The organism is Duganella sp. LjRoot269 (genome assembly GCF_964254095.1).
Lineage (GTDB): Bacteria > Pseudomonadota > Gammaproteobacteria > Burkholderiales > Burkholderiaceae_D > Rugamonas > Rugamonas hordei.
In genome coordinates this window covers 6,324,391-6,345,217 of sequence record NZ_CAXUSL020000001.1, presented here as the reverse complement: position 1 = coordinate 6,345,217, position 20,827 = coordinate 6,324,391, and the positions used below count along the sequence as shown (strand labels likewise).

The 20,827-nt window shown below is 64.7% G+C and carries 19 protein-coding genes; 11 read left to right on the top strand and 8 right to left on the bottom strand.

Translation table 11 applies throughout. From position 1 onward, the window contains the following. Positions 1–66: 66 nt before the first annotated feature. From gcvA to ACSQ3S_RS28335, 4 genes are all read right to left on the bottom strand, one after another. On the bottom strand, positions 67–1,020 hold the full coding sequence (gene gcvA / locus ACSQ3S_RS28350; protein WP_436144457.1) for a transcriptional regulator GcvA: 954 nt from the start codon (positions 1,018–1,020) through the stop codon (positions 67–69). A 29-nt stretch (positions 1,021–1,049) separates the two neighbouring features. Beyond that, positions 1,050–2,480, bottom strand: coding sequence for a putative bifunctional diguanylate cyclase/phosphodiesterase (locus tag ACSQ3S_RS28345; protein ID WP_436144456.1), 1,431 nt, complete (start codon positions 2,478–2,480; stop codon positions 1,050–1,052). Between the two features lie 175 nt (positions 2,481–2,655). After that, positions 2,656–2,844: a hypothetical protein gene (locus ACSQ3S_RS28340; RefSeq protein WP_176652698.1), complete on the bottom strand. Its 189-nt coding sequence runs from the start codon at positions 2,842–2,844 to the stop codon at positions 2,656–2,658. 69 nt (positions 2,845–2,913) lie between these two features. Next, the gene (locus tag ACSQ3S_RS28335; protein ID WP_176652699.1) at positions 2,914–3,324 is read right to left on the bottom strand and encodes a response regulator; all 411 of its coding nucleotides are present in this window, start codon (positions 3,322–3,324) and stop codon (positions 2,914–2,916) included. 196 nt (positions 3,325–3,520) lie between these two features. On the opposite strand from ACSQ3S_RS28335, the gene msrA reads away from it, so the two are divergent. The 7 genes from msrA to ACSQ3S_RS28300 all read left to right on the top strand — a co-directional run bounded on the left by msrA (position 3,521) and on the right by ACSQ3S_RS28300 (position 12,230). Beyond that, on the top strand, positions 3,521–4,024 hold the full coding sequence (msrA, locus tag ACSQ3S_RS28330) for a peptide-methionine (S)-S-oxide reductase MsrA (protein ID WP_436144455.1): 504 nt from the start codon (positions 3,521–3,523) through the stop codon (positions 4,022–4,024). A gap of 129 nt (positions 4,025–4,153) precedes the next feature. Continuing rightward, a complete protein-coding gene (locus ACSQ3S_RS28325; RefSeq protein ID WP_176652701.1) occupies positions 4,154–4,552 on the top strand; it encodes a DUF1842 domain-containing protein in 399 nt (132 codons plus the stop codon). Positions 4,553–4,868: 316 nt separating this feature from the next. After that, complete coding sequence (locus tag ACSQ3S_RS28320; protein WP_436144454.1) at positions 4,869–6,563, top strand: glycosyl hydrolase family 18 protein; 1,695 nt, start codon at positions 4,869–4,871, stop codon at positions 6,561–6,563. Positions 6,564–6,566: 3 nt separating this feature from the next. Further along, positions 6,567–7,583, top strand: a complete 1,017-nt coding sequence (locus ACSQ3S_RS28315; protein WP_436144453.1) for a cupin-like domain-containing protein — start codon at positions 6,567–6,569, stop codon at positions 7,581–7,583. A 15-nt stretch (positions 7,584–7,598) separates the two neighbouring features. Then, positions 7,599–9,995, top strand: a complete 2,397-nt coding sequence (locus tag ACSQ3S_RS28310) for a chitinase C-terminal domain-containing protein (protein WP_436144452.1) — start codon at positions 7,599–7,601, stop codon at positions 9,993–9,995. Between the two features lie 12 nt (positions 9,996–10,007). Continuing rightward, the gene (locus tag ACSQ3S_RS28305; protein WP_436144451.1) at positions 10,008–11,423 is read left to right on the top strand and encodes a glycoside hydrolase family 19 protein; all 1,416 of its coding nucleotides are present in this window, start codon (positions 10,008–10,010) and stop codon (positions 11,421–11,423) included. 60 nt (positions 11,424–11,483) lie between these two features. Beyond that, positions 11,484–12,230, top strand: coding sequence for a YoaK family protein (locus ACSQ3S_RS28300; protein ID WP_176652704.1), 747 nt, complete (start codon positions 11,484–11,486; stop codon positions 12,228–12,230). Between the two features lie 17 nt (positions 12,231–12,247). Here ACSQ3S_RS28300 and ACSQ3S_RS28295 read toward each other — a convergent pair whose 3' ends face one another. Continuing rightward, on the bottom strand, positions 12,248–13,225 hold the full coding sequence (locus tag ACSQ3S_RS28295; RefSeq protein ID WP_436144450.1) for a diguanylate cyclase: 978 nt from the start codon (positions 13,223–13,225) through the stop codon (positions 12,248–12,250). 146 nt (positions 13,226–13,371) lie between these two features. Here ACSQ3S_RS28295 and ACSQ3S_RS28290 point away from each other — a divergent pair, with 146 nt between their 5' ends. Continuing rightward, on the top strand, positions 13,372–13,857 hold the full coding sequence (locus tag ACSQ3S_RS28290; protein WP_436145088.1) for an arsinothricin resistance N-acetyltransferase ArsN1 family B: 486 nt from the start codon (positions 13,372–13,374) through the stop codon (positions 13,855–13,857). A gap of 15 nt (positions 13,858–13,872) precedes the next feature. Here the strand turns inward: ACSQ3S_RS28290 and ACSQ3S_RS28285 are convergent, their stop codons facing one another. Beyond that, positions 13,873–14,994, bottom strand: a complete 1,122-nt coding sequence (locus tag ACSQ3S_RS28285) for a branched-chain amino acid ABC transporter substrate-binding protein (protein ID WP_176652706.1) — start codon at positions 14,992–14,994, stop codon at positions 13,873–13,875. 133 nt (positions 14,995–15,127) lie between these two features. Next, positions 15,128–15,787, bottom strand: a complete 660-nt coding sequence (locus ACSQ3S_RS28280) for a substrate-binding periplasmic protein (RefSeq protein ID WP_353403390.1) — start codon at positions 15,785–15,787, stop codon at positions 15,128–15,130. Between ACSQ3S_RS28280 and ACSQ3S_RS28275 the strand changes: the two genes are divergently transcribed. Continuing rightward, positions 15,768–16,052 (top strand): hypothetical protein, encoded by a 285-nt coding sequence (locus ACSQ3S_RS28275; RefSeq protein ID WP_413448104.1) that lies wholly within the window; start codon positions 15,768–15,770, stop codon positions 16,050–16,052. The genes ACSQ3S_RS28280 and ACSQ3S_RS28275 overlap by 20 nt on opposite strands. On the opposite strand, the gene ACSQ3S_RS28270 is transcribed toward ACSQ3S_RS28275, so the two are convergent. Further along, a complete protein-coding gene (locus ACSQ3S_RS28270; protein ID WP_436144449.1) occupies positions 16,049–17,743 on the bottom strand; it encodes a hypothetical protein in 1,695 nt (564 codons plus the stop codon). The two genes, ACSQ3S_RS28275 and ACSQ3S_RS28270, sit on opposite strands and share 4 nt — an antisense overlap. Before the next feature lie 186 nt (positions 17,744–17,929). Here ACSQ3S_RS28270 and ACSQ3S_RS28265 point away from each other — a divergent pair, with 186 nt between their 5' ends. Together ACSQ3S_RS28265 and ACSQ3S_RS28260 are read left to right on the top strand one after the other, a co-directional pair. Continuing rightward, complete coding sequence (locus ACSQ3S_RS28265; protein ID WP_176652708.1) at positions 17,930–18,283, top strand: hypothetical protein; 354 nt, start codon at positions 17,930–17,932, stop codon at positions 18,281–18,283. A 72-nt stretch (positions 18,284–18,355) separates the two neighbouring features. Next, positions 18,356–20,776 carry a catalase gene (locus ACSQ3S_RS28260; protein WP_436144448.1) on the top strand — a complete coding sequence of 807 codons (2,421 nt, stop codon included), beginning with the start codon at positions 18,356–18,358 and terminating at the stop codon, positions 20,774–20,776. Positions 20,777–20,827: the final 51 nt, after the last annotated feature.

Below are 20,827 nucleotides of genomic sequence, written 5' to 3'. Positions count from 1 at the left end.
CTATGGTTGGTTTAAGCTTCGCATCCGCTTGTGTCGTATGCGATGGAATGCATCATGAGCCACAAATCAAGCACTGTCAAGCGCTTTCTGAACGATGGTGGAGCCGAGCTGGGTCAGCAGCCAGGCGCGGAAGCGGCGCACCTTGGCGGCCTTGGCCAGGGTCTGGGTGGACACCAGAAAATACGAGCGCGGACTACGCACGCTGATCTGGAACAGCCGCACCAGTGCGCCGCTGGCGATGTCGTCCTGCACCAGCGAATGCCGCGCCAGCGCGATTCCCTGCCGCTCCCTGGCCGCCTGCAGCAGATTGACGGCGTCGCTGTAGGTGGTGCCGCGCGGTTCGCTGGTGTCGTGCAGCCCAGCCGCCTGCAACCATGGCGACCACGGCTCGTCATGGCACAGCAGCAGCGGAAACTGCCGCAGCGCGGCCGGCTCCGGCGGCAGCGCCGCCGGCCAGTAGCCGGGCGCGCACACCGGATAGTATTCATCGTCCAGTATCCGCTCGCATGCCAGCCCCTCCCATGGACCGACGCCAAAGCGGATGCACAGGTCGACGTCGCCGCAGCGCAGGTCGGCCAGCTGCGTCGACGTCTCGATGATCAGTTCCAGATCGGGGTTGGCGTCGATGAACGCGCCGACCCGCTTGACCAGCCAGCGCGCCGCGAACGATGGCAGCACGCTGAGCGTCAGGCGGTTGGCGGCGTCGGCGCGGGCCATCTCGGCGGTCGCGGCGGCCAGCTCCAGCAGCAGGGCGCGCGTGCGCCTGGCATAGCGGGCACCGGCCTCGGTCACCATCACGCCGCGCCCGACGCGGTCGAACAGCGGTACGCCCAGCATGCCTTCGAGCGCGCGTACCTGCTGCCCGATCGCGCCGTAAGTCAGGCTCAATTCCAGCGCGGCCTGGGCAAAGCTGCCCAGCCGGGCCGCGCTCTCGAATGCGCGCAACGCCTGCAACGGCGGCGTGCGCGGTAGGGCTCCTTCGTATTTCATCTGCATCGGTATGCGGCTAACTTTGAACATGGTTTCAGCATAGTCGCGCCGCAACGCGTCTAACTTACAAATCGATAATCTTCGTTCAGGCAAGATTGCTGGCGCAGCAAGTCGCCAAACTGGACCGCCGACAAGGGCTTGCTGAAGTAGTAGCCTTGCGCCGCGTCGCAGCCCAGTCCCGCCAGCTCCTCCAGCTGGCGGCTGGTTTCCACGCCCTCGGCGATCACCGACAGCTGCAGCGTGTGGCCGAGCTGGATGATGGCTTTGACGATGGCGCTGTTGCCGGCATCCTCGCCCAGCCCGCGCACGAACGATTGGTCGATCTTGAGCTTGTCCACCGCCAGGCTTTTCAGGTACGACAAATTCGAATAGCCGGTGCCGAAGTCGTCGATCGACAGCGCCACGCCCATCGCCTTGAGTGCCTGCAGCGAGCGGTTGACGCTGACGCTGTCGTGCAGCAGGATCGATTCGGTCAGCTCCAGTTCCAGCTGCGCCGGCGCCAGCCCGGAGCGCCGCAACGCCGCCGCGACGGTGGCCACGATGTCGCCGTGGCGGAACTGCAGCGCCGACAGATTGACCGCGACCGTCAGCGGCGCATGGCCCTGGTCCTGCCAGGCGCGCGCCTGGCGGCAGGCTTCGTTCAGCACCCATTCGCCGATGGGGATGATCATGCCGCTGCGTTCGGCCAGCGGAATGAAGCTGCCGGGATATTCCATGCCGCCGCCCGTGCGCTGCCAGCGCAGCAGCGCTTCCATGCCGATCATGCGGCCGCTGCCGACCGACAGCTGCGGCTGATAATGCAGCAGCAACTCGTCGCGGCCGATGGCGTTGCGCAGCTGTCCGTGCAGCCGCATCCGATGATCGGTGTCGTCGCGCATCTGCCCGGTGCAAAAGGTGCAGCCGCCGCGCGTGCCGTCGGCGGCGTGGGCCAAGGCGATGCCGGCGGCTTTCTGCACCTCGTCGTAGGTGCGGCCGTCGGCCGGGAACAGTGCGATGCCGATGTTCAGCGATAGCGCCAGCATCAAGCCGTCCAGCTCGAACGGTTCGACAAACGCGGCATGCAGCGCCTGGCCGATCTGCCGGGCGTCGCCGGCGTCGCAGGTCAGCAGGATGGTGAATTCGCCGCCGCCGTGATGGCTCAGCAGGGCGTCCGGCTGCAGGCAGGCAAGTAGCCGGTGCGCCGCCTGCAGCAGCAAGGCGTCGCCGTCGGCATGGCCGAGATTGTCGCGCATGTGCTTGAAGTCGCAAAGGTCGACCGCCATCAGCGTCAACGCGGCGCCCGGCGCGGCGGCGCGTTCGAAACGCTGGCGCAGTTGCAGGCGGTTGGGCAGCAGCGTCAGCGCGTCGTGGCGCAGCAGGAAGTCCAGCCGGCGCCGCAGCTCGGCCACCTCTTCCCGGATCTGCGAGGCTGGCGTGCAGCCGGCCGGGGAGAACGGTGCGCTTCCGGGCAACGGCTCGGCAGCGGCTGCGATGCTGGCTCCTGGCGGCATGGTTCATCTCCTGTCGGTGGTTCGTGCCGGTATTGCGCGCGAAACAGCGCAACCAGTCGCTATCATAGGGAGAGGAATAGTTGTGGACCAGTCATTAGTTTTGCCTGACTGGATAGTTTTGAAGTTGAATGATGAGTGCGCGCCGCAGCGGGGCGGCGGCACCGGACAGCCGCCGCTAGCGCAAGTCTTCGGCGCGGCGCTTTTCCGGCTCGCTCAACACGCGGGCGATGACCGGCAGCGGCACGCCGGCGTCTTCCAGGAATGTGGCGGCAGCCTCGCGGCCGTCTTTTTGCGCCATAGCGATGCCGGCATTGACCGCAGTGGCCTTGACCCGGTCTGGGCGCGAACGTCGTTCGAATTGCATATTGATGCCTCCCCGTTTTTTTATTAACGGTAGCACAAAAATTATTTCAACGGGGCACGGGCTGGCGCTTTATGCAATCTTGCGCTCGAAACTGTCGCGCATCGCGCAAGCCGCGCCGATGCCCTTGACGATTTCATCCAGGCTGGCCGGCTTGGTGATGTGCTGGTCGAAGCCGACGCTGCGCGTGCGCTGGCGGGTGGCCACGTCGCCCCAGGCGGTGAACGCGACCAGCGCCAGGTTGCGATTTTCCGGCAGCGCGCGCAAGGCGGTGGCCACCTCGTAGCCGTCCATGCCCGGCATGCCCAGGTCGAGCAGGATCACGTCCGGCGCGAAGGCAGCGGCCGTCCGCAATCCGTCGGCGCCGGAATAGGCGACCGTCGTCTGATGGCCGTACAGGGCGAGCAATTCCGCAGCGATATCGGCCGCCTGATGATTGTCGTCGACGATTAAAATACGTTTGGCAGGGATGGTCTGGTCCATGATGTTGAACGAAAGAGGGGCAACAAAGACTGTTGCGGTCGTTCGGCTGGGTCCAGGCCGGGCAAGAGATACGGAATGTGTTTGGGATTTCCGTCTGTAAATTATATCCCAGTAAGGACGGCGTGAGTAACCTTGAAGAAAGGGATAACGTCACTAAATCATGGAGAGACCAATGCGATACAACAAAGGATAGATAATGACTACAGTAACGGAAAAGGCCATCCTGGCCGGCGGATGCTTCTGGGGCATGCAGGATCTGGTGCGCAAATATCCCGGCGTGCTGGCCACGCGCGTCGGCTACAGCGGCGGCGATGTGGCGAACGCAACCTACCGCAACCATGGCACCCATGCCGAGGCGATCGAGATCGTCTTTGATCCGGCGGTCATCAGCTATCGCAAGATCCTGGAATTTTTCTTCCAGATCCACGACCCGACTACCCGCAACCGCCAGGGCAACGACATCGGCACCAGTTACCGGTCGGCGATTTACTATGCCAGCGAGCAACAAAAGGCGACGGTGGAAGACACCATCGCGGACGTCGACGCGTCCGGTTTGTGGCCGGGCAAAGTGGTGACCGAAGTGGCGCCCGCCGGCCCATTCTGGGAAGCGGAACCCGAACATCAGGACTATCTGGAACGTCTTCCAAACGGCTATACCTGCCATTTCGTCCGCCCGGACTGGCAACTGCCGAAGCGTTGATGTTGTTTTTTTGATTTGAAATATAGTTTATAAACAATCACTTAGCTCTCGGAAGGTATTCGGAAGGCAAACTTGGCTCACCATCCCTACAGTGGACTCATGTTTTCATCATCACCGTCAGGAATCACCATGAGTCAATTATTTACCGCAGTCTACGAAGTCACCACCGAGCGCCAGGATCACCCCACTTTGCGCCTGAACCTGATCGTCAACCGGCAAACCGACAGTGTGCTCGGGCATGCCCACCTCGCGTTCAGCGATGGCGAAAGTGTCGGCATTTCGGTCCGTGGCCACTACACGGAAATCGGCGGCGAGCGTCCGTTGCAGGCCATCGTGCTGGCCGGCTTGCCGGCGATTTTCCCCGGTGTCGAAGAGGTACCCAGCGGATTCCAGATGCTGATGGTGCTGCCGACCGCCTCCCGCGACGGCCAGGTTTGCTACAAGATGAGCTTTGGCACCGATCGCCGGCGCATCGTGGAAATCCGTGACGGCGTCGGCCGTGCCTTGCTGCCTGAAATGGTCCACTGACCGTTTTTGTGCGCGGGTGGCGCACTACCACTTTTCCAGCCCTCAAAATTGGTACTAGCCGTTTAACGGAATGTTCATTTTCAGACATTCTGTTAAGCGGCATGCTAGTCGCTTGATTTGTAGCGCCAACGAAGTTGGTGGGCGCTCACACTCCGTGTATCGTTTGATACCTATTCTTTCCCGCGTGGCTCTTACCTCCTTGCAACTGGTATTGGATTGGATGCTATTTAATAAAACCACTTGACTACCACTTATTTCGGTTTCATCCTGAAAAGATAATAAAAAAGAAAACCACCCACCACACCAAGGAGAGACCATGGAACGTGCAGTCAAGGGGAATGCGGCCGTATTAGGCCTGATCGCCGGCATGCTTGCGGCTTGCGGCGGGGGCAGCGACAGCCCCGCCACCGATACACAAAAAATGAAGCTGCTCGGAGGGACGCAAACCGTAGCAGCCGATACTTGTCCGGCATGGTCGTCCAGCGCGATCTACACGCTGGGCATGTGCGTGACCTACAACGGCGCCACCTACAAAGCCAAGTGGTGGACGCAGAATAATATTCCGGGCACCGAGGAATGGGGACCATGGGAGCTGCAAGCGACTACGCCGACCCCGACCCCGACCCCAACGCCAACTCCGACGCCCACTCCAACTCCAACTCCAACGCCAACTCCGACACCCACCCCGACGCCTACTCCAACGCCAACACCGACCGGCGGCCGTGAAATCGGCTCCTACTTCGCGCAGTGGGGCGTCTATGGCCGCAACTACGAAGTGGCCGACATCCACACCACCAAGACCCCGGTCAACGGCGTGCAGACCAGCATCGCCGACCAGCTCACCTTCGTCAACTACGCCTTCGGCAATACCTACGCCAAGAACGGCGGCTACGAATGCGACATGCAGACCCGCGCCGAGGTCGGCAACGACAGCCCGACGTCGCCCGCGGCCGGCACCGGCGGCGACGCCTACGCCGACTATCAACGCTCGCCGGCGCGCACCGTCAACGGCCAGGCCGTCGCATGGGATGCTCCATTGAGCGGCAACTTCCTGCAATTGAAGCTGCTGAAAGCGGCGCACCCGAACCTGAAGATCTTCATCTCGCTGGGTGGCTGGAGCTGGTCGAAGAACTTCTCGGCAGCGGCCAAGACCGACGCGCTGCGCAAGCAGCTGGCCAAATCCTGCGTCAAGATGTTCATCGCCGGCGACCTGCCGGTACAGGATGGACGCGGTGGCGCGGGTTCCGCCAAAGGCGTGTTTGACGGCATCGACATCGACTGGGAATACCCGGGCGGCGGCGGACAGCCGTACAACACCTTCGACACGGTCGCCGACAAGCATAACTTCACGCTGCTGATGGCCGAGTTCCGCGCGCAGCTTGATGCGCAAGGCGCCATCGACGGCAAGCGCTATGCGCTGACGGCCGCCATCGGCGCCGGCACCGAGAAGATCGCCCAGACCGAACCCAACCTGTATTCGCAGTACATGGACTGGGTCAACCTGATGAGCTACGACTTCCACGGCGGCTGGGAAAGCACCACCAACTTCCACGCCCCGCTGTACCACGACAGCGCCGATCCATCGACCGGCGTGCTCGCCAAGTACAACGCCAACGACGCCATCACGGCGCTGGTGGCCGCAGGTATGCCGCGCAATAAGATCCTGCTCGGCGTGCCGTTCTACGGACGCGGATGGAAGGGCGTCGCCGCCGGGCCTAACGCCAACGGCCTGTATCAATCCACCACGGGCGCCGCGGCCGGCACCTACGAGGCGGGCATAGACGACTACAAAGTCCTGGTCAACAAGACGGGATCGCGCTGGTACCACCCGGCCACCAAACAGCTGTTCCTGTACACTGGCAGCGGAGAATGGTGGAGCTATGACGACCCGACGGTAATCGCGACCAAGATGCAGTATGTGCGCGACCAGAGTCTGCGTGGCGCCTTCTCGTGGGAGCTCGACGGCGACGCCAGCGGAGCTTTGACCAGCGCAGTGTGGAAAGGACGATAAGCGATGAACCGCCATGACGCCGTACAACAGATAGACGTTAACGACTCATGGCGGGGATGGATCGCCGAGAACCTTATTCTCGGCGGCCATCCGGAAGCGCTCATCGGCATCATGATCCAGTCTGGCATCGTCGAGACCTCGGCGCGCGCGGAGATGGACGCCGCGCTGCGCAGCCCATACCTGCGGGGCGTATCGCGACTGCACAACCGGCTGGCCAAGCGCGACTGGGTGCTGCGCATCCAGCAGCGCCTGAACCGGCTGGGGCCCAATGAAGTGCCGCGTCGGGAGCGCCTGTCCGGCGCCGCTTTCCTCGACGAGCACTATCGCCGCAACGAGCCGGTGATCATCACCGGCATGCTGGACGATTGCGTCGCGCGCGAAAAGTGGACTTACGACTACCTGATCGGGCAACTGGGCGGGCGGGAAGTCGAGGTGCAGTTCGGCCGCGAGGCCGATCCGAACTACGAAATGAACAGCAACTCGCACAAGCGCCGCATGCCTTTCGGCGAATACGTGGCAATGGTGCGGGACAGCGGCCCAACCAACGATTTCTACATGACCGCCAATAACGACGGCCGGAATCGCGAGGCGCTGCAGGAGCTGATGGCGGATCTGCCGCCGTTGGCGGAATACCTGGAGCAGGGGCGCGGCGGCTTTTTCTGGTTCGGACCGGCCGGCACGATCACGCCGTTCCATCACGACCTGACCAACAATTTCATGATCCAGATAGCGGGGCGCAAGCGGGTGCGGTTGATCGCACCGTGCGACACGCCCAACGTGTACAACCAGCGCCACTGTTATTCGCAGGTCGATGGACGCAACATCGATCTGCAGCGCTTCCCGATGATGGCCAACGTGCCGGTCATCGAATGCGTGCTGGAACCGGGCGAGATCCTGTTCCTGCCGGTGGGTTGGTGGCATTTTGTCGAGGCGCTCGATGTGACCATCACGGTCTCGACCACCCACTTCCTGTGGGATAACGACTTCTATACCCATTACCCGAGCAATCAAGACTTCTAATCACGGGATATAAAAATGAGACAAAATATTTTGATGCTGACGCTAGTCGGCAGTACTCTGGCCGCCTGTGGTGGCGGCAGCGACCCTCAAAACGCAGCTGCTCCAGCGCCGAAATTATTGGGCGGCGCCGTGCGCATGGGCGCCGCGGCCGTCACCTGCGACGCGTGGAGTGCTTCGGCGGTCTACACCGTCGGCATGTGCGTGACGTACAACGGCGTCACCTATACAGCCAAGTGGTGGACGCAGAATAACGTGCCCGGCACGGAAGAGTGGGGCCCTTGGGCGGCGCAGACGACCACGCCAACTCCGACCCCAACTCCGACCCCAACGCCAACTCCGACACCGACGCCGACGCCGACGCCGACACCGACGCCGACGCCGACGCCGACGCCGACGCCAACTCCGACGCCAACTCCAACGCCAACTCCAACTCCAACGCCGGTCGCATGCCGCCCGGACGGCCTGGCCACGCCGGTACCGAACGTGAACTACTGCGGCGTGTACGATGCCAACGGCCGCGAGAAGCTGGCCAATGGCCTGAATCGCCGCATCGTCGGTTACTTCACCAGCTGGCGCACAGGAGCGAACAACACGCCGTCCTACCTGGTCAACAACATCCCGTGGGACAAAATCACCCACGTCAACTACGCCTTCGCCGCGGTCGACGCCAACGCCAAAGTCCAACTTGGCACCGGCGCCAACAACCCGGACACCGGCATGACCTGGCCGACGATCCCCGCCGCCGCGATGGATCCGTCGTTGCCGTACAAAGGCCACTTCAACTTGCTGGCGCAGTACAAGAAGCGCTACCCCGGCGTGAAGGTGATGCTGTCGATCGGCGGCTGGGCGGGCAGCGGCGGTTATTACACCGCCACCACCAACGCCGACGGTTCGCTGAACACCGCCGGCATCAACACGCTGGCCGATTCGATGGTCGCGGTGCTGCGCCAGTACACCTTCTTCGACGGCATCGACATCGACTATGAGCACCCGACCACCAACAACGCGGCCGGCAATCCGCTCGATTTCGGCGTCTCCAAGCCGCGCCTCGCGGGACTGATGACAGGCTACAACGCGCTGCTGAAAACCGTACGCCAGAAACTGGATACGGCCGCCGTCGCCGACAACAAGTACTACATGCTGACCATCGCCGGTTCGGCTTCGGCATGGATACTGCGCGGCGAGGAAAACCTCTCCGGCCTGCAGTACCTCGACTACGCCAGCCTGATGTCCTATGACCTGCACGGCGGCTGGAACCAGTACGTCGGCCCGAACGCCGCCCTGTTCGACGACGGCAACGACGCCGAACTCAAGGCCGGCAACGCCTACCAGTACGGCGGCATCGGTTACCTGAATGTCGACTGGGCCTACCGCTACTACCGCGGCGCATTGCAGGCGGGCCGCATCAACCTCGGCGTGCCGTACTACACGCGCGGCTGGAAGGACGTCACCGGCGGCACCAACGGCTTGTGGGGCACGTCGCCACTGGTCAGCAACACCGTCACCTGCGCCGGCGTTCCTACCTGCGGCACGGGCGCCATCGGCATCGACAACGTCTGGCATGACCTGGATACCAACGGCCAGGCGGTACCCGGCGGCGGCAATCCGCTGTGGCACGCGCTGAACCTGCAAGGCGCGATCGTGCCGGATTACCTGGACGCCTACGGCATCACCGAGAAGACCATCACCGGCGTCTACAGCCCCAACTACAGCGCCACGATGGCCGCGCCGTGGTTGTGGAACGCCACGCGCAAGGTCTTCCTGTCCACCGAGACGACGCAGTCGATCGCGGCCAAGACCCAGTACGTGATCGACAACGCCATCGGCGGCATCATGATCTGGGAACTGGCCGGCGACTACGCCTGGGACGCCGGCAAGAATGGCGGCAAAGGCGAGTACTTCATGGGCTACACGCTGACCACCAACACCTACAACGCCTTCAAGACCGCCGGTCCGTACGGCGCGGCGCGGGCGGAATCGGCGATGCCGGCCTGCAGCGCCAAGGTCAGCATCTCGCTCGGCGGCTGGAAGCTCGGCGACAGCAACTACCCGATCAACCCGGTCATGACGGTGACGAACAACACCACCGTCACCATTCCGGGCGGCTCGGTGGTGGAATTCGACTATCCGGTATCGGCGCCGGCCAACATGAGCGACCAGTCGGGCTATGGCCTGACGGTGACCAAGGCCGGCTACTCGGGACCGAACAACATCGGCGGCTTCAAGGCCAATTTCAACCACGCCAGGTTCACGATACCGTCGTGGCAATCGCTGGTGCCGGGTGCTTCGGTGGCGATCACGCTGAACTACTCGCTGCCGATTTCCGGACCGTCCTCCTACGTCGTCACCGTGAACGGCGTGCGCTACGCGCTGAGCGAAGAGTACCCCGGCCTGCCGGTCGCGCTGAAGTAAGGAGACGGCGAGATGAAGATCACTTATATCTTTGCCTCGCTGACCGCCGTGCTGCTTGCCGCCTGTGGCGGCGGCAGCGACGGCGGCCAGGCCGGCAGCGCGGCGCCCCGCATTCTGGCGGGCGGCACGACGGTAGCAGCCGCATGCCCCGTATACAGCGGCACCGCCGTCTATACGGCCGGCATGTGCGCGATCTATCAGGGCAAGCAGTTCGAGGCGAAATGGTGGGTGCAGGGCACCGCGCCCGACGCCGCCGATACCTACGGGCCGTGGAAGTACGTCGGTGTCGCCACCGATCCGCCGCCGACCGATCCCGGCACCACGCAACCGGGCGGCGTGCCGACCAGGGGGCAAGCCGAGGCGCGCGAAGCGGAGCTGACCAACAACGACTTCTTCCGCAAGGTGAAGGCATCGATCCGCACGCTGGACAACGCGGCGGTCGATGCCGTGGCGCCGGGCGTGGCCGCCAATCCCGCCAACGTCAAGCGGGTGGAGCGGCTGCTGTCGCCGGCCAGGTGGGACTACTACTTCGGCGTGCGCGAGCCCAGCTACACGTACGGCCGCTTCCTGCAGGCGGTGGCCAAGTTCCCGGCGGTCTGCGGCGACTACACCGACGGCCGCGACGCCGACGCCATCTGCCGCCATTCGCTGGCGACGATGTTCGCTCACTTCGCGCAGGAGACGGGAGACCACAACGCCAGCTTGCCATTGCCGCAGTGGCGGCAGGGTCTGAAGTATCTGCGCGAAATGGGCTGCGACGAAACCGGCACCAACTGCGGCTACAACGCCGAGTGTTCTGATCCGGTGTTCAACACCGTCTGGACCTGCGGTAAGAGCGCCGACGGCAGTTTCAAGAAGTACTACGGACGTGGCGCCAAGCAGCTTTCGTACAACTACAACTACGGCCCGTTCTCGCAGGTGATGTACAACGGCGACCAGTCGGTGTTGTTGAAGAATCCGGACCTGGTGGCGTCGACCTGGCTCAATCTCGCTTCGGCGACGTTCTTCTTCGTCTATCCGCAGCCGCCCAAGCCGTCGATGCTGCATGTGCTGGATGGGACCTGGGTGCCGAATGCGGCGGACCGGGCGGCCGGTGCGGGCAACAACTTCGCCACGACGATCATGATCATCAACGCCGAGTGCGGCACCGGTACGGAGAAGGCGGCGGCGCAGAACCGCATCGACTACTACAAGCAGTTCGCGGCGGACCTGGGCTGGAACGTCGGCAGCGAGCAGCTGTCGTGCGCCACCATGCAGCGCTTCACCGCATCCAGTTCGGCCGCCTACAATATCTATTGGGAGAAGAACTGGAGCAGCGGCGGCGATTATCAGTGCCAGCTGGTGAGCTACCAGACGCCGTACAGCGCCCTCATCGCCGGCAACTACACCAGGTGCGTCGAAAAGAACTGGAACGTGGTATTGAAGTAGATGCCTGAAGTGAGGTGATGGCATACAATGGAATGGCCGACAGCAATAAAGAGGCCAGCCATGCCCATGCACTACCTGCGTGCCTTAACCAGCCCGCAACGAACCGATATCAGCAACCGCCGCCTTGGCCGTTCGCTGGCCTTCGTGGCCGGCGCGGTCAATGCCGGCGGTTTTTTCGCAGTAGGTCAATACACGTCGCACATGTCGGGCATCGTCTCGGCGCTGGCCGACAACGCCGCCCTGGGCGAGGTGGCCCTTGTGGCGGCGGGGTTCGCGTCACTGCTGGCCTTCCTCTTCGGCGCGGCGACGTCGGCGATCCTGATCAACTGGGGCCGCCGGCGCGGCGCGCACAGCCAGTATGCGCTGCCGTTGATCGTCGAGGCGGCTCTGTTGTTGTGCTTTGGCCTGATGGGCGCCAAGCTGGGCGCGTCGGGCCAGATCTCCGCCATCGTCGCGCTGCTGTGCTTTGTGATGGGGTTGCAAAACGCCATCGTCACCAAGGTGTCGCGCGCCGAAATCCGCACCACCCACGTCACCGGCCTGGTGACCGACATCGGCATCGAGCTGGGCAAGCTGGTTTACTGGAATGGACTGCCAAGCGCCGGGCCTTCGGACACGGTGAGGGCCGACCGCGGCAAGCTACGGCTATTGGGTTCCCTGCTGGCGATGTTCCTGGCGGGCGGCCTGGTCGGCGCCTTCGGCTTCAAATATATCGGCTATATCGTTACGGTGCCGCTGGCCTTGGCGTTGCTGACGCTGGCCATCATCCCGGTTTTCGACGACCTGTACGCCGCGCGCCAGCGCTGAACGATGATCAAGGTGGATCAATGCGGCGCAGTCTGCGCCTGTAGCAGCTGCTTGTTGCGGTACATGGCCATGTCGCCCTCGGCCAGCATGTCGCCGATGGTGTGGTGGCGGGCCAGGTCGAGGTTGACCTGGCCGACGCTGAAGCGGATGTCGTAGCCGCGCCGGTCCTGCGCGTTGCGCACGTCGACGGCATCCTGCAGCCGCTGGACGGCGGCCATGGTTTCGGCAGCGTCGGAGTTGATCAGCAGGGCGGAAAATTCGTCTCCGCCCAGGCGGCCGATCAAATCGCTGTTGCGGAAGATGGTGCGCAGGATGTCGGCAAACACCGTCAGCGCGCGGTCGCCTTCCGCATGGCCGAAGGTGTCGTTGATTTTTTTAAAATAGTTCAAATCGAAGAACAGCAACGAGGCCGGCTTGCCCAGCCGGTGGCATACATTCATCGCCTGCTGGCCCAGCACCTCGAAGCCGCGCCGGTTCGACAGCATCGTCATTGTATCCATGGTCGCCAGCTGCAGCGCGCCCATTTCCTGCTCGACCATCGCCGCCAGGTCGCGCAGCAGCTTGCAGTCCTCGCCCTCCAGCATGCGCGGCATGGTGTCGAGCAGGCACAGGGTGCCCAGCCGGCAGCCGCCCGGTATCGTCAGCGGGCAGCCGGCATAGAACCGCACATAGGGATCGTCGGTGACCAGCGGGCTGTCGTGAAAGCGCAGGTCCAGCGTGGCGTCCGGCACCACCAGGATATCTTCGCTGAGGATGGCGTGGGCGCAGAAGGATGCGTCGCGCGGTACCGACACCACATCGTTGCCGGCGCAGGATTTGACGAACACGTTGTCGGAATCGACCAGGGTGACGATCGCGATCGGCACATTGAACAGCCGCCTGGCGAGCCTGGTGAGCCGGTCGAAGCGTTCCTCCCGCTCGCTGCCAAGGAGGTTAAGGGCGTGCAGCGCCTCGATGCGCTGGGTCTCGTTTGACGGTCTAGCGGCGGCCAGCATGTCGATCTCCCGGTTCTTTTTGTTTTGTCCTGAACAGACGAACAGATAAATCATACGCGCTTTTTATTCGCGTAAACCGGGGCGTTGCGGCTTCCATACAAACACGCTATTGTTAAGCTCATCTCTTCAACCACAACACCATGCCGATGATACGACCCGCCACGCCTGACGATGCCGCCGCCATCGTCGCCATCTACAACCACTATATCGCCACCACCACCATCAGTTTCGAGGAGCACCCCGTCTCGCCGGAGGAAATGGCCGGCCGCATTCGCGACGTGACGGCGCACCTGCCATGGCTGGTGCACGAGCGGGATGGACAGGTGGCCGGCTATGCGTATGCGACCAAGTGGCGGGTGCGCGCCGCCTACCGCTATTCGGCCGAGACCAGCGTATACGTGGCGCAGGGGCAGGGCGGCCAGGGCATAGGTTCGGCGCTGTACAAGGCGCTGCTGGAAGAACTGCGCACGCGCGGCATCCACATGGCGATCGGCGGCATCGCCCAGCCCAATCCCGCCAGCGTGGCGCTACATGAAAGCCTGGGCTTCGAAAAGGTCGCCCACTTCAAGCAGGTCGGCCGCAAGTTCGATCGCTGGATCGACGTCGGGTACTGGGAGCTGCGGCTCTCCTAGACGGCCTCCCTCAACTTAATAGGTAGTCAGCGGCACCGGCTGGCCGCCCTTGAAGTTGAAGATGGTGACCGGCGACTGCTTCATGTCGCCGTGGTCGTCGAACGAATAGGTGCCCGCCACGCCCTTGTACGAACCGGCGCCGATGGTGGCCGCCACCTTTTGCGGATCGAGCGAGTTCGCCTTCTGCATGGCCTGCGCATACATCATGGTCGCATCGTAGTAGGCGGCCGCGTAGACGTCGGCATCCTGCTTGAAGCGGGCCTTGAACTTGGCCTTGAAGGCCGGGCCGCTGGCCGCCTTGTCGAGGATAGCGCCGCCCTGCGAGCACAGCACGTTGTCGCCGACGGCGTCGCCGCCAAGCTTGCCCATCTCCGCCGTGCAGATGGTGTCGCCGCCCAGCAGCCTGGCGTTGATGCCCAGCTGCTTCATCTGGCGCGCCATCGGCGCGGCCTGCGGCGCGTAGCCGCCGAAGAAGATCGCTTCGACCTTCTTGGTTTTCAGCTTGGTCAGGATGGACGTGAAGTCGAACGCCTTGTCGTTGGTGAACTCATGGCCGGCCACGGTCATGCCGGCGGCCTTGGCCTGCTTCTTGAATTCCTCCGCCACGCCCTGGCCGAACGCGGTGCGGTCGTCGATGACGGCCACGGTCTTCAGTTTCAGTTCATTGGCCGCGTACAGCGCCATCTTGGTGCCCAGCTGCGAATCGCTGGCGTTCACGCGGAACAGGCCCTTGTAGCCTTGCTGCGTGATCTTCGGATTGGTGGCCACGGTGGCGATCAGCACGCCGGCGTCGTTGTAGGCGCGCGATGCGGGAATCGCCACGCCCGAGTTGTACGGGCCGACGACGAACTTGACGCCCTGGTCGATCAGCTTCTGCGCCGCCGCCACGCCGGCTTTGGGATCGCCCTGGTCGTCTTCCGACTGCAATTCGAACTTGAGCTTCTTGCCCGCCACGGTGATCGGCTTGGCGTTCAGTTCCTCGATCGCCAGGCGCGCGCCGGATTCATTGTCCTTGCCGGAGAAAGCCTGGGCGCCGGACAACGGGCCGCTGTGGCCGATCTTGACCACGGTGTCTTGCGCGTGGACGGTGGCGGCGCCCAGCAGCGCCAGGGCGGCAGCGATATGCTTCAGTTTCATGCGGTCTCCAGAAGGTGTGAATAAATGCGATGACAGGATTATCGCCAAAATCCGCAAATATTATCGCGTGAGTTGGGCTTGCGTATGGCCTTTTTTCGGGCAGATCCGCTTTCGAAGGGCGGCCTGCCAAAATTTAATTCGGCGCGCGCTGGCGCCTGGCCTCTTCCTCGCGCTGGCGGATGCGGGCCAGCGCCGCGTTGATGCGGTCGATGATGCCGTCGTCCTTGCCGCGGGCGATGGCGAAAAACTGGCCGCTGTCGGTGGCCATCGGCTTTGGCAGCACGCTGAAGCCGGCGTTGGCGGCGGCGCCGATGGACGGCAGGCGCGGCGCCATGAATTGGCGGATGTCGGCCTCGAGATCTTTCGCGGTCTGGCCGTTGGGCTGGAACAGCAGCACCACGTCGACCCGCTTCAGCATCAGGCGGGTCAGGCGGGTGCCGCGCGAGGAGATGTCGTCGTCGGTGCGGAACAGTTTTTTGCCGCGCGCCTGCTCGAATTCCTCGCCGTAGTTGTAGCCGCGTACCGTGCCGACGGTCTTGCCGCGCAGGTCCTCGAGGCTGTTGAAGGGGAAGGTGGCGTCGCTGCGCGTGACCAGCCACAGGCTGTTGTGGGTGGCGATGTCGGAGTAATGCAGCGCGCGCAGGCGTTCTGCGGTTTTCGGCAGCCCGAAAATCAGGCCCACGCCGTCGAGGGCGTAGCGTTCGGCGCGCGCCCATGGATACATATGCGGCTCGAAGGTCACGCCCAGCTCCCGCTCCACCGCGGCGATCACCTTGCGTTTGACTTCCGGCATGGGCCTGGGCCTGCCCCTTTCGTCGAGCGTATCGCCCATCAGCAGCTGCACCACGGGACCGGCGGCCGTCGCGCGGGGCGGTAGTCCGCACCACAGCAACGTGACAAGCAAAGTGGCAGACAAACCCGCCGGCATCGACAATTTGGCTTTGAGCATCGTCCGATTATTGCAGAAAATTCCAAGCATGTTCACAAATACTGAAAGGCTTGTTGCGCCATTGCGCGTTCTGCCGGGCGATTCTGATCCTGAGGGGCTGCCCCTCTAACGCGCGGTGCCGATGCCGCGCGAGCGGGCCGGGGCTTCGACCGCCGACACGCGCGGCACCGCACCGCCGGCAGGCGACGCGGCGCGGGCATTGGCGCCCAACACCGTCGTATCGTTGATGTTGTAGGCGGCGATGGCGGAAGCCAGCGCCGGATTGGCGCGCAGCGGGTCGGTTTGCAGCAGGTTGGCGCGCACCGCGGCCTGCTGCGCTGCGGTGTTCTGCGCGGCCAGCGCCTGCGCCGCCTGGGATGCCTGTGTCGCCGCGCTTTGCGCGGCGGCGGCTTGTTGCGCGGCGGCTGCCGCAGCGGCGTTGGCCGCGGCCAGGCTGGCGGCGGTGGCCTGGGCCGCACCGGCTTGCTGGGCGGCGACGGCCGCCGCGGCGTTGGCGGCTTCCGGCGTCGTGGCGGCGGCTTGCGCCGCGCGCGCGTCCGCCACCGCGGCGGTGGCCGCAGCGTTCTGCGCGGCCAGCGCGTCGGCCGCACTTTGCGCGGCCTGCGCCTGGGCCGCCGCCGAGGCGGCGGCGGCATTGGCGGCAGCCACGTTCGCAGCGGCGTTTTGCGCAGCCGTGGCCTGTTGCGCCGGCGTGGCGTTGGCGGTGTTGAGCGCGGCAGCCGAAGCCGCCGCGTTCTGCGCAAGCCCGGCCTGCGCCGCGGCCTGCGTGCCGGCCGCCGTCGCCGCGCCCAGGTCCGCCGTCGATTGCTGCCGCGCCGTCTGCGCCGCCGCGGCGGCGCGTGCCGCGTCCGCAGTGGCTTGCGCGGTGTTCGACGTGGTCTGCGTGGTATCCGTGCCGGCCGGTGCCGCCGCCGCATCCGCGGCAGCCTGGGTTGCCTGGGTTGCCTGCGGCGCCTGCGCATTTTGCGCGGCGATCACCTCGGCCGTCGATGCCTGCAGCGGATTGACAAGCGGATTGACGATCGGCGAAGGCGGCGCCAGCGACTGCGCGGCCGGCGGCTGTTCCTGCGCCGCCCGCTGCGCGGCCAGCCGGTCGGCGGCGGTTTCCTGGAACGGATTCCGTGCCAGCTGACCCAGGTCGGCACGGGCCAGGTCCAGCTGCGCGTTGGCCACCGCATCGGCCAGTGTCAACGGCGCCTGGCTGGCGAACGGCAGCGCCTGGGTTGCGCTGGTGCCGGCCGCGCTGAGCTGCTCGGCGAACCGCGTGGCCAGGTTGCTGAAGGTGTCCAGCGTGTTTTGCAAGGTCGACGTGGTGGCCTGGCTGTCCGTGTTGAACGCCGCACGCAGCACCTCGTTGTCCAGCGACAGGCCGCCGGTCGCATCCGACAGCAGCGGCGGCTGCAAGGTCACGCCCACGCGCGCCAGCTGCTGCGCGGTATTCTGCTCGCTGATGCTCTGCACCAGATTGTTCAGCAGGGAATTGCCTTGTGGCTGAGCTTGATTGAAATCCACCGACGGCAATAAGTTGAACGCATTCACCACATTTTGCGTTGCGTCATTCAAGAGGCCGGCACGCAGGTCGGCGTCCCGTGTTTGCAGGCCAGTAAGTTGCTCCCGGGATTGCGATACGGCCAGCAGGAAATTCGCCACCGGCGACAGCTCGACGGAGACCGATGCCGCCCTGGGCGCATCGGTGGCGGACCCGACGGCGGTGACGCCTTCCTGGCCGACCTGCGTAACGGCGCTGCTTTCCACCACTGCCGGCACGAAGCCTGGCGCTGCGGATGAGATGGGAAACATGGCGCTCTCCTGGACTCGATCGTAACGCCCCAGCATCCTCCTTTTTGCCGGCCCCGTCCGTGTGCCAGTTCACATATAAGAACGCATTGGTGCGATGCACCCGTTTGTTAGTTTCCGCACGGTCAAGCATCGGCAAGGGGCCTATCGTGTCCCTTGCAGTCCAACATACAACGAGAGGAAAGCATCATGGAAAACAGTATTGAAAACAAACTCAACAGCACCCGCGACGGCGTCACCCAAATCGGCAAGGATTTGCGCGCCGACGCGCACGCCGCCATCGACAAGGTGGCCGATAAGGTGCCCGCAACCACCGACCGCCTGGCAGCCAGCGCCCATGGCGGCGTCGACAAGGTTGCCGACACGGTGGAAAGCACCTCGGACCGCCTGATCGCGCGCAGCAAGCAAGTGAAAGAGAGCTACAAGGCGCTGGCCGAATCGGGCCGCAGCCACGTACGCGCCAGCCCGGCGATTTCGGTGTTGATCGCCGCCGCCGCCGGCTACGGCATCTCCAAACTGCTGAGCTCGCGCAGCGCCAAATAACATCTGGCTGTCCGGCCGGTGCTGCCGGCATGACCGGCTGCCCGTCCGGGCGCCGTTCATCAAGGGACATCCATGAATCAAGGTAAAAAAGTACCGGCCGCCATCATGGGGGCCGGTTCCGTTTTGAGCACGGTGGCAGGGCCGTCGTCGGCGCCTCCGCCGGACAGCCTGGGGAACGATTCCCCGCAACAGCAAGCCTTGCTGGACAAGGCGGCAGGCGGCCAGCAACTGGCCGGCGAAATGCCTTACAACGCCAACAAGGAAGGCGAACATGGCGAGGCCGCGCGCACGCCGCAGGCGGGCCTGACCTGCCCGGTGCCGCATCCGGTCGCCACCGCCAGCACCGCCGGCGAGACCACCGAGTCGCCGAAGACCGGCGGCGGCGTGCCGCCGCACGGCGTCAATCCCGCCAACGCTTCGCTGGACCGGGCCCGCGTCGATTCCGGCGGCCAGCGCCTGACCACCAACCAGGGCGTGCCGGTGGCGGACAACCAGAATTCGCTGAAGGTCGGCCTGCGCGGCCCGACCGCGATGGAAGACTTCATCCTGCGCGAAAAAATCACCCACTTCGATCACGAGCGCATTCCCGAGCGCGTGGTGCATGCGCGCGGTTCCGCCGCACACGGCTACTTCGAAAGCTATGGCGACTTGAGCGACGTCACCCGCGCCGCGCCGTTCGCCAAGGCGGGCAAGCGCACGCCGGTGTTCGTGCGCTTCTCCACCGTGGCCGGCGAGCGCGGCTCGGCCGACACGGTGCGCGATGTGCGCGGCTTCGCCGTCAAGTTCTACACCGACGAAGGCAACTGGGATCTGGTCGGCAACAACATTCCGGTGTTCTTCATCCAGGACGCGATGAAGTTCCCGGACCTGGTGCACGCCGTCAAACCGGAGCCGCACAACGGCATGCCGCAGGCGGCGAGCGCGCACGACACCTTCTGGGACTTCGTCACGTTGATGCCGGAATCGACCCACATGCTGATGTGGCACCTGTCGGACCGCGCGATCCCGCGCAGCTACCGCACCATGCAGGGCTTCGGCGTGCACACCTTCCGCCTGGTGAACGCCGAGGGCAAGTCGGTGTTCTGCAAGTTCCACTGGAATCCGCTGGCCGGCACGCACTCGCTGATGTGGGACGAGGCGGCCAAGATCTGCGGCGCCGACGCCGACTTCCACCGCCGCGACCTGTGGGAAGCGATCGAGGCGGGCGCCTATCCGGAATGGGAGCTGGGCCTGCAGATATTCACCGAGGAGCAGGCCGCGCAATTCCCGTTCGACGTGCTGGACGCCACCAAGATCGTGCCGGAGGAACTGGTGCCGGTGCGGGTGGTCGGCAAGATGACGCTGAACCGCAATCCGGACAATTTCTTCGCCGAGACCGAGCAGGTGGCCTTCTGCACCGCGCACATCGTGCCGGGCATAGACTTCAGCAACGACCCGCTGCTGCAGGGGCGCATCCACTCCTACCTGGACACGCAGATCAGCCGCCTGGGCGGAGCCAATTTCCACGAGATCCCGGTCAATGCGCCGCTGGCGCAGGTGCACAACAACCAGCGCGACGGCATGCATCGCCAGGCCATCCCGCGCGGGCGCGTGGCGTACGAGCCCAATTCGCTGGGCGGCGGCTGTCCGTTCCAGGCCGGCATGGCCGGCTTCACGACCGCCTTCGGCATGCCGCAGCCGCCGGAAGACAAGGTGCGCGGCAAGCCCGAGCTGTTCGCCGATCACTATTCGCAGGCGCGCCTGTTCTGGATCAGCCAGAGTCCCGCCGAGCAGGCCCACATCGTCGACGCCTACCGCTTCGAGTTGAGCCGCGTGCAGACGCAAGCCATCCGCGTGCGCCTGCTGTCGATGCTGGCCAATGTCGACCCGATATTGGCCGACGGCGTGGCGCAGGGCCTGGGCCTGGAGGTGCCGCCGCCGATGCCGCTGGCGACCAGCCTGCCGCCGCCGCACTACGAGCCGTCGCCCGCGCTGTCGCTGCTGGCGCGGCCGGGCGCCACCGGCGTCGCCACCCGCCGGGTCGCCATCCTGGCCGGCCATGGCGTCGATGCGGACAGCGTGAAGGCGATCTACGCGGACCTGCTGGCGGCCGGCGCGGTGCCGCGCCTGGTGGCGCCGCAGCTGGGGCAGCTGATGGCGGCCGACGGCAGCAAGCTCGATATCGAGATCTCCATCGAAGCCGGCGCGCCGGTGCTGTACGACGCGCTGATCGTGCCGGACGGCGCGGCCAGCGCGGCGATGCTGATGCGCGACGCCGACGCGCTGGACTTCGTGCGCCAGCAGTACCGCCACTGCAAGCCTATCCTGGCGGCCGGCGCGGGCGCGGAACTGCTGCTGAAGGCGGGTCTGCCGGCCACGCTGGAGAACGGCGCGCCGGATCTGTCGCTGTGGTGCGTGAAGAAGGAAGAGCTGGCGCCGGCGCTGGCGCAGTTCAAGCATGCGTTGGCGTCGCACCGCAACTTCCAGCGCCAGGTCGAGGCGGTGGTGCTGTAGCGTTTTGTCTATCCCTTTTGGATAGCGTGCAAAATATTCAACGATGGCGCG

Excerpts from the sequence above, each read along its gene's own strand:
- ACSQ3S_RS28295 (WP_436144450.1), bottom strand. The coding sequence starts at position 13,225 with ATGCTGGCCGCCGCTAGACCGTCAAACGAGACCCAGCGCATCGAGGCG.
- ACSQ3S_RS28280 (WP_353403390.1), bottom strand. The coding sequence starts at position 15,787 with ATGCCGGAAGTCAAACGCAAGGTGATCGCCGCGGTGGAGCGGGAGCTG.
- ACSQ3S_RS28305 (WP_436144451.1), top strand. The coding sequence starts at position 10,008 with ATGAAGATCACTTATATCTTTGCCTCGCTGACCGCCGTGCTGCTTGCC.
- ACSQ3S_RS28285 (WP_176652706.1), bottom strand. The coding sequence starts at position 14,994 with ATGAAACTGAAGCATATCGCTGCCGCCCTGGCGCTGCTGGGCGCCGCC.
- ACSQ3S_RS28325 (WP_176652701.1), top strand. The coding sequence starts at position 4,154 with ATGAGTCAATTATTTACCGCAGTCTACGAAGTCACCACCGAGCGCCAG.
- ACSQ3S_RS28290 (WP_436145088.1), top strand. The coding sequence starts at position 13,372 with ATGATACGACCCGCCACGCCTGACGATGCCGCCGCCATCGTCGCCATC.
- ACSQ3S_RS28310 (WP_436144452.1), top strand. The coding sequence starts at position 7,599 with ATGAGACAAAATATTTTGATGCTGACGCTAGTCGGCAGTACTCTGGCC.
- ACSQ3S_RS28340 (WP_176652698.1), bottom strand. The coding sequence starts at position 2,844 with ATGCAATTCGAACGACGTTCGCGCCCAGACCGGGTCAAGGCCACTGCG.
- ACSQ3S_RS28335 (WP_176652699.1), bottom strand. The coding sequence starts at position 3,324 with ATGGACCAGACCATCCCTGCCAAACGTATTTTAATCGTCGACGACAAT.
- ACSQ3S_RS28300 (WP_176652704.1), top strand. The coding sequence starts at position 11,484 with ATGCCCATGCACTACCTGCGTGCCTTAACCAGCCCGCAACGAACCGAT.
- ACSQ3S_RS28320 (WP_436144454.1), top strand. The coding sequence starts at position 4,869 with ATGGAACGTGCAGTCAAGGGGAATGCGGCCGTATTAGGCCTGATCGCC.
- msrA (WP_436144455.1), top strand. The coding sequence starts at position 3,521 with ATGACTACAGTAACGGAAAAGGCCATCCTGGCCGGCGGATGCTTCTGG.
- ACSQ3S_RS28315 (WP_436144453.1), top strand. The coding sequence starts at position 6,567 with ATGAACCGCCATGACGCCGTACAACAGATAGACGTTAACGACTCATGG.
- ACSQ3S_RS28270 (WP_436144449.1), bottom strand. The coding sequence starts at position 17,743 with ATGTTTCCCATCTCATCCGCAGCGCCAGGCTTCGTGCCGGCAGTGGTG.
- ACSQ3S_RS28345 (WP_436144456.1), bottom strand. The coding sequence starts at position 2,480 with ATGCCGCCAGGAGCCAGCATCGCAGCCGCTGCCGAGCCGTTGCCCGGA.
- gcvA (WP_436144457.1), bottom strand. The coding sequence starts at position 1,020 with ATGTTCAAAGTTAGCCGCATACCGATGCAGATGAAATACGAAGGAGCC.
- ACSQ3S_RS28265 (WP_176652708.1), top strand. The coding sequence starts at position 17,930 with ATGGAAAACAGTATTGAAAACAAACTCAACAGCACCCGCGACGGCGTC.
- ACSQ3S_RS28260 (WP_436144448.1), top strand. The coding sequence starts at position 18,356 with ATGAATCAAGGTAAAAAAGTACCGGCCGCCATCATGGGGGCCGGTTCC.